10 protein-coding genes are annotated in these 14,595 nt (G+C 42.3%); 3 read left to right on the top strand and 7 right to left on the bottom strand.

Annotated features, from left to right (window positions below; all coding sequences use genetic code 11):
* The first annotated feature begins 650 nt into the window (after positions 1 to 650).
* Positions 651 to 1,172, top strand: a complete 522-nt coding sequence (locus ACP69Y_RS02445) for a CHAP domain-containing protein (protein ID WP_425915841.1) — start codon at positions 651 to 653, stop codon at positions 1,170 to 1,172.
* 423 nt (positions 1,173 to 1,595) lie between these two features.
* Here ACP69Y_RS02445 and ACP69Y_RS02440 read toward each other — a convergent pair whose 3' ends face one another.
* The 7 genes from ACP69Y_RS02440 to ACP69Y_RS02410 form a co-directional block, all read right to left on the bottom strand.
* Complete coding sequence (locus ACP69Y_RS02440) at positions 1,596 to 2,999, bottom strand: efflux transporter outer membrane subunit (protein WP_425915839.1); 1,404 nt, start codon at positions 2,997 to 2,999, stop codon at positions 1,596 to 1,598.
* Positions 3,000 to 3,010: 11 nt separating this feature from the next.
* Positions 3,011 to 4,990: a MacB family efflux pump subunit gene (locus ACP69Y_RS02435; RefSeq protein WP_425916070.1), complete on the bottom strand. Its 1,980-nt coding sequence runs from the start codon at positions 4,988 to 4,990 to the stop codon at positions 3,011 to 3,013.
* Between the two features lie 2 nt (positions 4,991 to 4,992).
* Complete coding sequence (locus ACP69Y_RS02430; protein ID WP_425915837.1) at positions 4,993 to 6,336, bottom strand: MacA family efflux pump subunit; 1,344 nt, start codon at positions 6,334 to 6,336, stop codon at positions 4,993 to 4,995.
* A gap of 202 nt (positions 6,337 to 6,538) precedes the next feature.
* Entirely contained in the window at positions 6,539 to 7,528 is a 990-nt protein-coding gene (gene holA / locus ACP69Y_RS02425; RefSeq protein WP_425915835.1) for a DNA polymerase III subunit delta, read from the bottom strand.
* Between the two features lie 18 nt (positions 7,529 to 7,546).
* Positions 7,547 to 8,083, bottom strand: coding sequence for an LPS assembly lipoprotein LptE (gene lptE, locus ACP69Y_RS02420; RefSeq protein WP_425915833.1), 537 nt, complete (start codon positions 8,081 to 8,083; stop codon positions 7,547 to 7,549).
* 254 nt (positions 8,084 to 8,337) lie between these two features.
* Positions 8,338 to 10,974, bottom strand: a complete 2,637-nt coding sequence (leuS, locus tag ACP69Y_RS02415) for a leucine--tRNA ligase (protein ID WP_425915831.1) — start codon at positions 10,972 to 10,974, stop codon at positions 8,338 to 8,340.
* Positions 10,975 to 11,122: 148 nt separating this feature from the next.
* Positions 11,123 to 11,482, bottom strand: a complete 360-nt coding sequence (locus ACP69Y_RS02410) for a DUF4124 domain-containing protein (protein ID WP_425915830.1) — start codon at positions 11,480 to 11,482, stop codon at positions 11,123 to 11,125.
* A 795-nt stretch (positions 11,483 to 12,277) separates the two neighbouring features.
* On the opposite strand from ACP69Y_RS02410, the gene ACP69Y_RS02405 reads away from it, so the two are divergent.
* Together ACP69Y_RS02405 and ilvN are read left to right on the top strand one after the other, a co-directional pair.
* A complete protein-coding gene (locus ACP69Y_RS02405) occupies positions 12,278 to 14,005 on the top strand; it encodes an acetolactate synthase 3 large subunit (protein ID WP_425915828.1) in 1,728 nt (575 codons plus the stop codon).
* On the top strand, positions 14,002 to 14,493 hold the full coding sequence (ilvN, locus tag ACP69Y_RS02400) for an acetolactate synthase small subunit (protein WP_425915826.1): 492 nt from the start codon (positions 14,002 to 14,004) through the stop codon (positions 14,491 to 14,493). The genes ACP69Y_RS02405 and ilvN overlap by 4 nt, the downstream gene beginning before the upstream one ends.
* Positions 14,494 to 14,595 lie beyond the last annotated feature (102 nt).

Below are 14,595 nucleotides of genomic sequence, written 5' to 3'. Positions count from 1 at the left end.
TTTTTAACGGTGATGAAACCACACCTTTTGAATGCCCAAGGAGCTGAATGAGTAGGGTTTTTATTTATAAATAAATGAAATTATTGATATTAATTTGGATTTTATGTTAGTTAACTGTGTATAAATCTTTATGGTGAAAGTGTTTGACTAAAAATTATAGCGAACAATAAAAATCAATAAAAATTTCTGCGGATTATATTTCAGCAGGCTATTTTTAAGTGCGAGCGAGAAGAATCCTTTGAAAGAGAAACTGAAACATAGGTATCAGGAAATGGATTATCTGAATACAGAAATGAATTCATAGGTGAGCATACTCATAGTTCTTATTTTATCGTTGCCTAAAGTGCAATGTGGCTAAACAGAAGATGAACGTAATCTAGAACTATAGGGATGATAAAAGGATTTTAAATGGATCATTTTTTTATTTTAAGATTCATTAAAGTTTGAATGATTTAAATATGACTTTAAATTACGGGGGAGAATTACAAATATAAAAATTAACAAAAAATAATCAGTTAAGTGGATTTAAAGAGATTTATTTGAATTTAATTACATTTATTGCATGAAAAATCACATTTGACAAGGTACTATCTTTGCCGTCGAAATGAGTGAAAAGCCCGAATTGTAAGGGTTAGGAGTAGTTGTAAAGAATGGTTTATGATCATAATGTAAACATGAGTGAAGTGTATGCTCCTGTCCAGACAAACATCGTAATTCGTTCCGAATCTGGTAAGAATTCTAATAAAAATACAGAGTCCAAGTCTGTTCAAGCCTTCCCAAAAAAGAACATCATTGCCAGCAATGGACAGCGAATTGATGTTGATAAATTCACGAATTTCTTGCAGGGGATTAGTTCATATAGCAGTTCACAAAAATGTGCCAAAAGTATCCGACTTGCTTTGGAGTCAGCAGGGGCACGGTTTCAAAGTCATCCTGTAGCTGCGGCAGACTGGGGCAATACTTTAATGAAAATTGGCTATCGACAAATTAATCCTAAATTTGATGCCCCGAAAGAAGGCGATATTTATATTATTGATCGAACCGGTAAACATATTTATGGACATATTGCAGGGTTTAATGGCACGCAATGGGTATCTGACTTTAAGCAAAAAAGTTATGACGTTTATAATGAAAAAGGTCTGACCTATAAATATTATCGTCCGAGTTTTTAAATTTTTTTTTAAAACTGCTGAAATAGAAAAGCCTCCGTAGGAGAATGTTGAGGAGTTAATATTCTAAAATATAAATATCTTTATATTTGAAAATATTATGCTGGAGTCTTTTCTTTATTAAGTCAAATGTTTGGAGCTCAAATGCTACTTTTCTTTCGGGATGAGCAACATTGTTGTGCAAGGCCAAACCATCTTGCGAATAGGCGAAAAATGTTCTCGGCTATTCTCACCGTCAAAACTTTTCCACTACCATCTTATGACAAATCTATTGCAGAAACAGTTTCTTTTAAGATATTCCTGACTCAAACAGTTGCGGATGACCTTTCCGCGTATCAAATAACATTTCAAGTTTAAAAACAGAAAATGCCGGTCAATTTTTCAATTGACCGGCATTATTTCATAGAGGCTTTTTTATGGTCTGAATTAAGGTAGCTGTTTGATTGGACTACCACCCAAAGCTTGCATCAAGGTGACATAGGCATTGTATTGGCTTTGCTTGGTTTGCACCAAAGACAAACGGGCATTACGTGTGGTTTCCTGGGCATCTAACAGGTTTTTAAGTGCAATTGCGCCGTTACGGTATCGTACTTCAGTTAATCGCTCGGTTTTCTCGGCCAGTTGTACATTATGCTCTTGTAAAGCCACTTGTTTGTTTAATTCGGTACGTGCCGAGAGTGCATTTTCAACATCTGCAAAAGCCTGATACAGGGTTTGACGGTATTGAATAATCGATTTTTCATAATCCAGATCGCTAATCGCTAAATCTTTCTTCATATCGTTATATTGCAAGAAAGGTAAGCTGAGACTGGCACCTAAAGTTAAAGCCGGATTCTGCAATAGATTGCTTAAAGAGGTACTTGAAGCGCCTAAATTTCCGGTTAGATTAATCGAAGGGTAATAACTGGCTTTGGTGGCATCTTTGCTGGCCAAAGCCTTGCGCAAACGTAATTCAGAGGCCTGTAAGTCTGGGCGACGTGACAGCAAGTCTGCTGGTAAGCCGGCTGCAATGCTCGGCAAAGCTATACGCGGTAAGCGCTGCGGTTCGGCTATATTCAGTTGCTGTACAGGTTGATGCATCAAAACAGCTAAAGCCGTTCTGGTTTCCACTTTTTGCTGCTCAATCTGGCTTAACGTCGCTCTCTGGCTTTGAACAGACTGTTCAGCTGAAGTTAAATCCAGACCAGAAACTGCCCCGGCACGATACTGTGTGCGTACCAGTTCATATGTCTTTTGTGTACTGGCCAGGTTTTGCTGTGCCACGCTATAACGCTCATTCAGATAACCTAGCTGCCAATATAAATTCGCAGTCGTCGCCACCAAGCTTTGTGCGGTACTTTGCAAGTCCTGTTCAGTCGCTAAAGCTTCCCATTTAGTTGCTTCAGTTTGGCGGGCCAGTTTGCCGAACAAGTCCAGTTCATAACTCACACCCCCACTTAAAGACAAGCCACGTGACGAATCATCCCTTGAATTTAAGTCAATCGTATGTCCGGTCGAAACGCTGGAGCTGACCCGTGGACCTTGCTTGTTTTGTGCCAAACCGGCTTGTAAACGAGCTTGCTGCAAGTTAATACCAGCCACTGCTAAATCGGTATTGGTCGTTAAAACCTGATTGACCAATTGATTTAGCTGGGCATCGCCAAACAAGGTCCACCATTGATCTGCATAGACATCGGCATGAACTTGCTGACTGAGCGCTTTACTGTTTTGGAAACTGCCTGGAATATTTACGGCAGGTTGCTCATACGGCGTTTTCACCACCGCAGCACAACCGACTAAGGATCCAGTTAAAATAAGACTAGCGACAAGTTTGGTAAAATTCATTTGCATTTTCAGTATCCTTATTCGCGAGAAAGTGCATCGACAGGATTAAGCTGTGCTGCATTACGGGCCGGGATAAAGCCGAAGATAATCCCGATCATGCTGGAACAGACAAAGGCTGCAATAATTGAGGTGGTTGAGTAGGCCATCTGGAAAGTACCTCCAGCAAAATGACCAATCAATTGTCCAATGCCTAAGGATAAAAGTACCCCTAAGATACCGCCTAAAATACAGACCAATACCGCTTCAATCAGGAACTGCTGCAAGATGTCACTTTGACGTGCACCAACGGCCATACGTACCCCAATTTCCTGGGTTCGTTCAGTTACCGAAACCAGCATGATATTCATGACCCCGATACCGCCGACAATCAGGGAAATTACCGCAATCGCAGAAACAAGGAGTGTCATGGTCTGGGTGGTTTGCTGAATGGTTTCACGAATACTGTCCGAGTTTTGGGTAAATACATCTTGCGCACCGTGACGTTGCACCAACAGGTTCAAAATTGCATTTTCAGCGGTAGCACTCGGATATTCATCTTTAATCCGGACGATGATGTTACGCACATTGGATTGGCCCAGCATGCGACTCATCACGGTGGAGTAGGGCAGATAAACATTCAGGCTATCAGAATTACCCATCATCGATTTTTGCGCTTCAATCACGCCAATAATACGACTCGGTACACTGCCCAATAAAATGACCTGACCCACCGGATTGGTGCCATCGCTAAAGAAGGTGTTCTTGGTGTTGCTGTCAATTACGACATCTTGGGCACGTTCAGTGACTCCTTCTTTGTCAAAAGGTTGCCCAGATTCGAAGGTCATGCCTTTTACATAGAAGAAATCTTCACTGACGCCATTCACTGTGGCAGAAGCTTCGGTATCTTTAAACCGAGCAGTAACACTGCTGGTTACCGACGGACTGACCCCGTCGACATAGGGTTGTTTAGCCAAAGCTTCAGCATCGGCAGGAACCAAGGTTTTGACTTGTGCTGTTTTGGAATTGTCACCAAAGCCACGTCCTTGGAATACGGTAATGGTATTGGTGCCAAGGCTACTGATATTTTCCAGAATCTGTTTCTGCGAGCCATTTCCTAGCGCCACCACTGAAACCACCGATGCAATCCCGATAATAATCCCGAGCATGGTCAGGAAGGTACGCATACGATGGGCATTCATGGCAAGCAGTGCCATGCGGAAGGCTTCGGCCAGTCGGTCGGCAGCAGAACGCCATGAGGGTGTTTTCTTTTGCGGGGTGCGGTCAAGCTGCTGCTTTTCCAACACTTCGCCGTCCGTTTCAGGCACATTGGCCTGATCCGAAATAATATTCCCGTCACTGATTTCAATAATGCGCGAGGCATTTTTGGCGACGTTATGATCGTGGGTGACTAAAATAATGGTATGACCTTTGGCATTCAGTTCACGTAAAATACGCATCACTTCAATACCGCTGTTTTTATCCAATGCACCTGTTGGTTCATCGGCCAGAATCACATCTCCGCCGTTCATTAGGGCACGTGCAATCGAGACACGTTGTTGCTGACCACCGGAAAGCTGGCTGGGACGGTTCTGGGTTTTTTCAGCCAAACCTAGGTCCGAGAGCAGTTCGGTTGAACGTTGCTGACGGGCTGAAGCATCTACACCGGCATAAATGGCCGGAACTTCAACGTTACCTGCTGCAGTTAAATCACCGAGTAAATGATAGCGCTGGAAGATAAAACCGAAGTATTCACGGCGCAGTTGTGCCAGTTCATCTGGTTCTAATTTACGTGTTTCCCGCCCTTTGACCTGATAGCTACCCGCAGTTGGTTGATCTAGACAACCGAGGATGTTCATGAGGGTTGATTTCCCCGAACCGGATTGCCCGACAATGGCCACCAGTTCTCCCGGGTAAATCTCTAAATTGATGCCCTTCAGAATCTGAATGGTGTTTTCCCCGGCAGGGAATTCACGAGTCAGATCTGTGACCTTGAGCAAAGGTTGTTGATCTTGACTCATCATTACATTCTCATTGGACCAGCACCACCGCCAGCACGGTTACTACGTTTTGCAGAATCATTCGAGGTATCGGAAGCATCTGCAATCACCACTTTGTCACCTTGTTTCAAGCCTTTAATTACTTGAGCGGTTACACGGTTATTTAAACCGACCAAGACAGGTTGCGGTTTTGCAGTACCATCGGCCTGAATTACGCGAACCATTGACATAGAGGCTTTACCTTGTTCAATCAGTGATTTTTCTTCAGCAGACAGTTCCAGACGTTTTGGACGTTCAGTTTTAGCTTGATCTGTATCCGTTGGTTTTTGTTCTTTGGCTTTGTCTGCATTACGGTCACCGCGTTTACCTTGAGGATGGTTTGAGCTTTGTAAGGCCGCTGCAGGAACTGTTAAGGTGTTTTTTGCTTCACTGAGCACGATATAAACCTGTGCCGTCATATCAATACGTAACTTGCCATCTTCATTCGGTACATCAAATAAGGCGTTGTAATACACCGCAGAACTTGAAGACGAAGTTGAGCTGTTATTGGTTTCAGTATTAATTGAATTCGGTGCAGGTTCTACCTGGCGTAGTTTTGCATAATGTTTTTTGTCGCTATTTCCCAAGGTGGTGAAATAAACGGTTTGTCCTTCTTCAACTTTCATCACGTCGGCTTCTGAAATTTCAGCCTTAATGGTCATAGTGTCGAGTTTGGCCAATTTAACAATGGTCGGTGCACTTTGGTTGGCATTTACGGTCTGACCTTCTTCGGTCACAATCGCCACAATGGTGCCATCCATAGGCGCAACAATCTGGGTATAGCCCAAATCTTCTTTGGCGGTAGCCAAGGTTAAGCGAGATTGTTCAATTTGTGCATTAATCGCCAGAATGTCAGCTTGAGCTGTTTTATAGCTTGCCAATGCTGATTCGAGTTCAGCGCGTGAAGTTGCATCTTGTGCATACATGGCTTGCTGGCGTTGATATTCAGCTTGAACTTTCGCCAAATTAGCCTGCTTGACTGCGAGTTGTGCTTGTTGATTTTTAATACTCGCTTCAGCCGTTTTAAGATCATTTTCCTGACGAATTGAATCAATTCGAGCAATCAGTTGACCTTGTTTCACTTGGTCGCCCAATTTCACATACATTTTTTTCACCTGACCGGAAACCTGCGCACCAACGCTAACCATTTTGGTGGCTTCAAGTACACCTGTTGCAAGTACTGAGTCTTCAATGTCGCCGCGGCTGACTTCGCTAGTAATGTATTGCGGCGGTTGCTCTTTTGGTTTTAAGAAAAACCAGGCGGTGACTGCAATAGCAAGAATACAGACCACCGCTACAACTATTTTGGACGGTTTTATTTTTGGCATAGTGAGCGTGTAAATTGAGAGAATTGAATGGATTATAAAAGCTAAAAGAGGATAAAACGTGAATTTTTTAATAATAAATGAGAATTGTTATTGATTCCTTGGACAAATTTTTATGTGTAGACTCAATTTTTTTGATTGCACAAGATCTTAAAAGTTAAGCATTAAGTCTGAAAACAACCAGCCAAACAGTCAGCATTTGGCTTTATTCTGCAAATAAACTTTGACCACACATGCTGCTAATGGCCTGCAAGACCAGATGTTCGGGATTCTCTTTTCCCAGGCCTTTAATGGATGCATCAATACGTAATAGCAACGAAGGCCAAGTTAAAAAGTTATTTGGGTTCAGTCGTCTTAAAGCCTGTTGATATTGGCTGACTTTATTTTTCCAAATCCCGAGTTGCAAGGCATTTTGCGGTTGTTCAAACAGCTGCATCAGTAAGCGCATTTCTTTACTGATGCTCCATAAAATCAGACTCATCGGCTCACCTGAAGCAATTAAATATTGAAAAATTTTAATTGCCTGAGCCAGATTTCCGGCAAGCAAGGCATCATTTAAGTCGTAGGTGGTATAGCGGGATTGATCCTGTAAACATGAATACAAATGCTCAATCTGGATAATATCGACATCGGCAAAAGTATCACTGACGCGCATTAAACTATTTTTGGCTGCGAGCAAGTTGTGCTCATGATGCTGTTCAAGCCACTGCCACGCATCATTGGCGAGTTTAATCCCGAGCTTTTCTGCCTCAATTCCTAAAATTCGTTGTCGGTCTTGTGAATAATTGGCTGTGAGGGGAACAGTGACACCGTTGGCATCTACCACTTGGAAGAAACTCGATTTTAAGCTGCTGCTGTCCTGTTTGGGCATGACCACAAGCAACAGGTTTTGTTCATTGTGCTGAATATAGCTTTTCAGTTGCTTGATGCCATTCGCATCCGGCTTGATGTTGCCATGCACTTCAATGGCAAGTTGATTAGAAAAAAGCGATAAGCTATTTAAAGCATTAAAGACAGTTTTCCAGTCGCTGACATTGTTAATGTCATAGCGTTGACGTTCAATTTCCTGTTTATGCCAGCTTTTTCGAAAAGCATCCAGTAAGTTTTGCTCAAGCAATGGCTCTTGACCATACATAATCCAGGCACCGCGAGCTTCATCAACACGTTTTAATGCTTGAGGGTAGTCAAGTTTCATAGCGCTTAATTTCTATTTTTAAGGTTGGGTGGTTGAAGCTGCTGGTTTGGTCACGACTTTCGGTAAACGATTGGATGAAATCTGACGCACAATTTGTTGTGCAATATCATCAACAATAACTTGATTGAGATATTTTTGTTCTTGGTCATCGGTGTTTACGGTTGCGACGTCATATTGATAGCTGCGTGAAGCGGTCAGGGTACGTGGTTCAGTAACAGGATTACCTTGCGCATCTTCAATACGGAAAGTCACAGTTAAGCGAAGCAAGGTTTCAACCAATTTACCGTTTAGTTCATGACGTTGAGGCGTGTACTCGAGTACATGTAGCACATAAGCATCTGGATTATTGCTGAGTTGTATACCGGTTGCACCCAAGTAAATGGCAAGTTTTTCGTGTAATTCTTCTGTGTTATTTGGAAGGACTAAACTCATTTTTGAGTATGCAACAGGGACCGTGGTCGGGTTAGTCCCTTTTAGATGAAAACCACACCCGACTAAGCTGGCACTTAGACTCAAAGTTAATACAACCGCTGCAACACGTTGAACTAAATGCATGCTTATTCCTCTGTTTATCCCAAAGATGGGTAAATGAATTTCTGAGTTGATTGTAAAGTCAAAGCCCGTTGGCTGGCAACGGGCTTTGTTTGGGAATTGTTTAATCCTTAAGAAAAGTTCCTTCTCTTGCGCCATATATGGTTCAGGGATGAGGAATATATTCCGCAAGAGGACGAGGGGTTTTTAAAATAAGTACCTCTCCCCTTGCGAAGCAATGCTTCTCATCTCCTGAGAGGAGGGGGAACCTAAGGAATCTAAACCACCAAATTCACTAACTTATTTGGAATAACAATTTCTTTCTTGGTTGGACCGGTCAAGAATTGTTGAACTTCTGGTAATGCTTTTGCTTGCGCCAAGATGTCATCTTTCGATGCATCGACAGACACTTCTAATTTACCACGAAGTTTACCATTTACTTGAACCACAATCGTTTGGGTATTGCGGGTTAACGCAGATTCATCCACGATCGGGAATAAAGCAGTGGTTAACTCAATGCCAAATTCAGTCAATAAGGTTTGACTTAAATGAGGTGCAAATGGCGCTAACAAAGTCAGAAGAGTAGTGATGGATTCACGTGCTACAGCAGCATCATTATCATCTTTCGCTTCAAACTTGTTATTGGCATTTAATAATTCCATCATCGCTGCAATAGCCGTATTAAATGCATGACGACGTTCTAGGTCATCACCGACTTTTTGGATGGTTTCATGCGTTTTACGACGTAAATCTTGCGCATCTTTTGATAAATTTGCTTTATCAATAGCTGCAGCGCTATTGCCTTTTTCAAGGAAGCCTGTCGCCAAACGCCATACACGTTTCAAGAAACGGTTTGCACCTTCAACACCAGCATCAGACCACTCTAAAGATTGATCAGGCGGGGCAGCAAACATCATGAATACACGTGCAGTATCTGCGCCGTATTGGTCAATAATCGCTTGCGGGTCGATACCGTTGTTTTTCGATTTCGACATTTTCTCTTGACCGCCAACCACAACTTCTTGACCGTCACCTTTATATTTTGCTGAAAGAACGCGACCTTTTTCGTCTTTTTCTAACTCGATGTCCGCTGGGTTAAACCAGGTTTTCTTACCTGAATCCGCTTCACGGTAGAAGGTATCTGCAAGTACCATCCCTTGAGTAAGCAAGTTGGTAAATGGTTCGTTGCCTTGTACCACGCCTTCATCGCGCATTAACTTGTGGAAGAAACGTGCATATAACAAGTGCAGAATCGCGTGTTCAACGCCACCAATATATTGGTTCACCGGAAGCCAAGATTGTGCAGCCTCGGGTTTAACCATACCGCCAGTAAAATCTGGAGAGGCATAACGCGCGTAGTACCAAGAAGATTCTACAAAAGTATCCAAGGTATCTGTTTCGCGACGAGCGTCTGCGCCACAGCATGGGCAAGTCGTTTCATAGAATTCAGGCATTTTGTTCAGCGGGTTACCTGAACCATCAGGAACCACGTCAGTCGGAAGAATCACTGGAAGTTGTTCTTCAGGTACAGGCACCTGACCACAAGTTTCACAGTTAATCATTGGAATTGGACAACCCCAATAACGCTGACGCGAAACACCCCAGTCACGTAGGCGGAACTGAACTCTGGTATTTGCCAGATTTTGTGGTTCTAATTTTGCAATGAACGCATCAAATGCACCCTGGAAATCTAAACCGTCAAACTCACCCGAGTTGACCAATTTACCTTCTTTCGAGCCGTACCATTCTTGCCATTGGGTTGAGTCAAAGTCTGCATCATCTGCGCCTTTGGCATCAATCACTTGCTTGATGGTTAAACCGTATTTGTTGGCAAATTCGAAGTCACGTTCATCGTGTGATGGAACTGCCATCACCGCACCTGAACCGTAAGACATCAATACGTAGTTGGCAATCCAGACTGGAACAGCTTCACCAGTCACCGGATGCTTAACAGAAAGACCTGTTGCCATGCCTTTCTTTTCAGCAGTCGCAAGATCCGCTTCGGCAACAGAACCCATACGGCATTCTTCAATGAATGCAGCCAATTCAGGGTTGCCTGCTTCTGATTGGAGGGCAGCAGCTTTCAGTGCCATTGGATGTTCAGCCGCAACCGCAACATAAGTTACACCCATCAAGGTATCACCACGTGTGGTATAAACCGTTAAATCATCGGCATAGATTTCTGGATTTGCTGAAGGGAAAGTAATTTCCATACCTTGTGAACGACCAATCCAGTTACGCTGCATGGTCAACACTTGTTGCGGCCAGCCGTCTTTCAATGAATCTAGATCGTCGAGTAATTCTTGTGCATAGTCAGTGATGCGGAAGTAATACATTGGAATATCACGTTTTTCAACCAATGCACCTGAACGCCAACCGCGACCATTTTCAACCTGTTCATTTGCCAGAACGGTTTGATCAACTGGATCCCAGTTCACTGTTGAAAGTTTGCGATAAATCAAACCTTTCTTATAGAGTTGTACGAATAACCATTGTTCCCAGTGGTAATACTCTGGCGTGCAGGTTGCAAATTCGCGATCCCAATCGACTGAAAGACCAAGCTTTTTCAATTGATCGCGCATGTATGCAATATTTTCAAAAGTCCATTTTGCAGGAGCAACTTGATGGGCAATCGCTGCATTTTCTGCAGGAAGACCGAACGCATCCCAACCCATAGGTTGCAGTACAGTTTCACCTTTTAAACGGTGGAAACGGCTGATCACGTCACCAATCGTATAGTTACGCACATGACCCATATGCAGCTTGCCACTTGGGTAAGGGAACATCGAGAGGATATAACGATGTGGACCTTCTACAGTATCGGCAACTTTAAAGGCTTTGCGAGTTTCCCAGTCTTGTTGGACATTTGGCTCAATCGCACTAGCTTGATATTCAGGGTCAATGTGAGTAGTCATAAACGTAATTAAGAACAACGGTTAAAAGTTTGTTGCACAGCATAGCGCAAAATGCACCTAAAAGTGAATTTTGCGGCAATGGATAAATAAGAAAAATATCGAAGTTTTTGGATAAATATTAGCAGTTGAATTTATATAGCCAAATCGGTCATCGTGCGGCAGGTGCTGAAGTATCCGTATCAGGTTGTGCTGGGATAACTGGCGCTGTAGTGGGTGGCGGTAAAACAATAACTTTTTCGCCTGACACTATGGTGGTATTTTGAGTCGGCTGTTCTATGGTCTTGATATTTTCAGGTGCCGGTTGGCTAGGCGTTGAAGAACGAGTAACACCATAGGTATCAACTTTCCCTTTTTTCTTAGCCGATTTTGGCGGGGGAGTGCTGGTATAATGCGTAGAACCTTTTGCATCGACCCATTTATAATATTCTTTGGCAAAGCCAGTAGTTGAACTTAGACTGAAGGTAACGCATGCAGCCATGAATCCAGTTTTAATGAAAGATGATGACATAATGAACAAGTTCCTATAATAATCAGTCAGTTGTAAAGTGTAAAATATAGTCACATTCTATGTTTTCTATTTTATATGATTTTCATTTATTTGCAGAAAAAAAGATAAGCTGACGAATGATATGGTTAGTTGAGTTCTACACGAACATATTTCATTTTGGCAGTACTTTTCTAAATATAAGCTTTTCTGTGTTGATTGATTTATGATCTTTTGAGTAGTGCAGCTAATCTGAAAATAAAGACAAAATATTGGGCAAATGACAGCATCATTTTAAATTTTTATTGTGAAAGATAAATCTGAAAAACCGCAATACATTAAAATTATTTATTTAATTTATAATATTTTTTTATTACTAAATTGTCAGGTGTAGTGAAGTGACTGGTTTTTCTCATTAAATCCTCAATAAACAAATAAACTGTAAAATCACTTATAAAGCTTAAAAAACAGACGGTCTGTAAATAATCAGGAAAAAGCTAATTTTTAAACTTGACTTTAATAGTCGAAACCACAAAAATGCTGACTGTAGTTTTATATGCGTTGATTTGATCACCCTTCGAATCAGCGTCATTTTAGCAATGGACTTCTTCTCTAGCCGAGAAGCTGAACAAAGCCAACAAAATGTGTTTATCCCAACATGTTTTAGACCTCATATTGCTCAAACAGCAGTCAGGTCAGATTTTTTTCCTATTGCTATGAAAACTATGAAATTTGTGTGCTATAACAGTGCAGACAGTTAATGAATTAACCACTACAAATGCCCTCCATTTGTTAGTGAAAAGATTAGGGTGAATCACGTTGGAACTTTTATCTGGTGGTGAAATGCTCGTTCGCGCATTGGCGGACGAAGGCGTTGAACATTTATTTGGATACCCAGGCGGCGCAGTACTACATATTTATGATGCGCTCTTTCAACAAGACAAAATCAATCATTACCTCGTGCGTCATGAGCAAGCTGCTGGTCATATGGCAGATGCCTATTCACGCGTAACAGGTAAGACGGGCGTCGTTCTCGTCACATCAGGTCCAGGTGCAACCAATACAGTAACGCCTATTGCAACCGCATATATGGACTCAATCCCAATGGTGATTTTGTCGGGTCAGGTTGCAACACATTTAATTGGCGAAGATGCATTCCAAGAAACAGACATGGTTGGCGTTTCTCGTCCAATCGTGAAACATAGTTTCCAAGTGCGTCATGCCAGTGAAATTCCTGGAATTATTAAAAAAGCATTTTATATTGCGTCTTCAGGTCGTCCAGGCCCTGTGGTTGTCGATATTCCTAAGGATGCAACCAATCCTGCAGAAAAATTCGCTTACGAATATCCTGAAAAAGTGAAAATGCGTTCGTATCAGCCACCGCATCGTGGTCACTCAGGTCAAATCCGTAAAGCAATTGAAGAATTGGTTAGTGCTGAACGTCCAGTCATCTATAGTGGTGGTGGTGTAGTTCAGGGTAATGCATCTGAGTTACTGACAGAGCTTGCACATCTTCTCAATTTCCCAGTAACCAATACCCTTATGGGCTTAGGTGCGTTCCCGGGTAATGATGAGCAGTTTATTGGTATGTTGGGTATGCATGGTACTTATGAAGCCAACATGACCATGCACAATGCAGACGTGATTTTGTGTATCGGTGCGCGTTTCGATGACCGTGTAACCAACAATCCAGCAAAATTCTGTCCAAATGCCAAAGTAATTCATATTGATATCGACCCAGCGACGATTTCAAAAACCATCATGGCGCATATTCCAATCGTGGGTGCAGTAGAACCTGTACTACAAGAGATGTTGGTTCAATTGAAACAAATGAATGTTTCTAAGCCAAATCCTGAAGCGATTGCTGCATGGTGGTCTCAAATCAATGAATGGCGCAAAGTACATGGCTTGCGTTATGAAGCAGGCGTTGATGGTGTAATGAAACCACAACAGGTGGTTGAAGCACTTGATCGCATCACCAACAGTGAAGCCATCATTACTTCAGACGTAGGTCAGCATCAAATGTTTGGTGCAAACTATTATACATACAAACGTCCACGTCAATGGATCAACTCAGGCGGTTTAGGCACTATGGGGGTGGGCTTGCCTTATGCCATGGCAGCGAAACTCGCATTCCCGGATCAGCAAGTGGTGTGTATTACCGGTGAAGCATCGATTCAGATGTGTATCCAAGAATTATCGACATGTAAGCAATATGGCTTAAATGTAAAAATTCTCTGCTTGAATAACCGTGCTCTAGGTATGGTTAAACAGTGGCAGGATATGAACTACGAAGGCCGTCATTCAAGTTCTTATGTAGATTCATTGCCAGATTTTTCCAAATTGATGGAAGCATACGGTCACGTCGGTATTCAAATTGACCATGCAGATGAGCTTGAGTCTAAGCTTGCAGAAGCAATGGCAATCAATGATAAATGCGTATTCATCAATGTCATGGTTGATCGTTCAGAGCATGTGTATCCAATGCTGGTTGCTGGTCAGTCTATGAAAGATATGTGGTTAGGAAAAGGAGAGCGCACAAAATGAGACACATAATTTCTGTACTCGTTGAAAACGAAGCGGGTGCGCTTTCTCGCTTGGTGGGTTTATTTTCTCAACGTGGTTATAACATTGAGACTTTGAACGTGGCACCGACTGAAGATCCAACCATGTCGCGTTTGACCCTGACCACTTATGGTGATGATCATAAAATTGAACAAATCACCAAACAGCTCAACAAGCTGGTTGAGGTTGTAAAGGTTGTAGATTTGTCGGAAGGTGCGCATATTGAGCGTGAACTGATGTTGATTAAAGTGAAATCACTTGGATCAGCACGTGCAGAGATCAAACGTACGGCAGATATTTTTCGCGCTCAAGTTGTCGATGTAACACCGACCACCTATACCATTCAAATTGCCGGAACCACTGAAAAGCTAGATGGTTTTATTGATGCTCTAGCGGAAAATACCATTCTTGAAGTGGTACGCTCTGGTGTTTCAGGCATCGCACGCGGCGAAAAAGTTTTAACCGTCTAACAGATTTTAATTTTATTCACACATTCTGCTCATCTTGTAGGTGAGTTTCCAAGTCAATGAATACTAATAAAATCATAGACTTGGATAAAAGGAAACAAAAGC

It is taken from the genome of Acinetobacter sp. TSRC1-2 (assembly GCF_049895885.1).
Taxonomy (GTDB): domain Bacteria; phylum Pseudomonadota; class Gammaproteobacteria; order Pseudomonadales; family Moraxellaceae; genus Acinetobacter.
The sequence above is the reverse complement of the archived record's forward strand: the minus strand, read 5'-3'. Positions and strand labels throughout refer to the sequence as shown.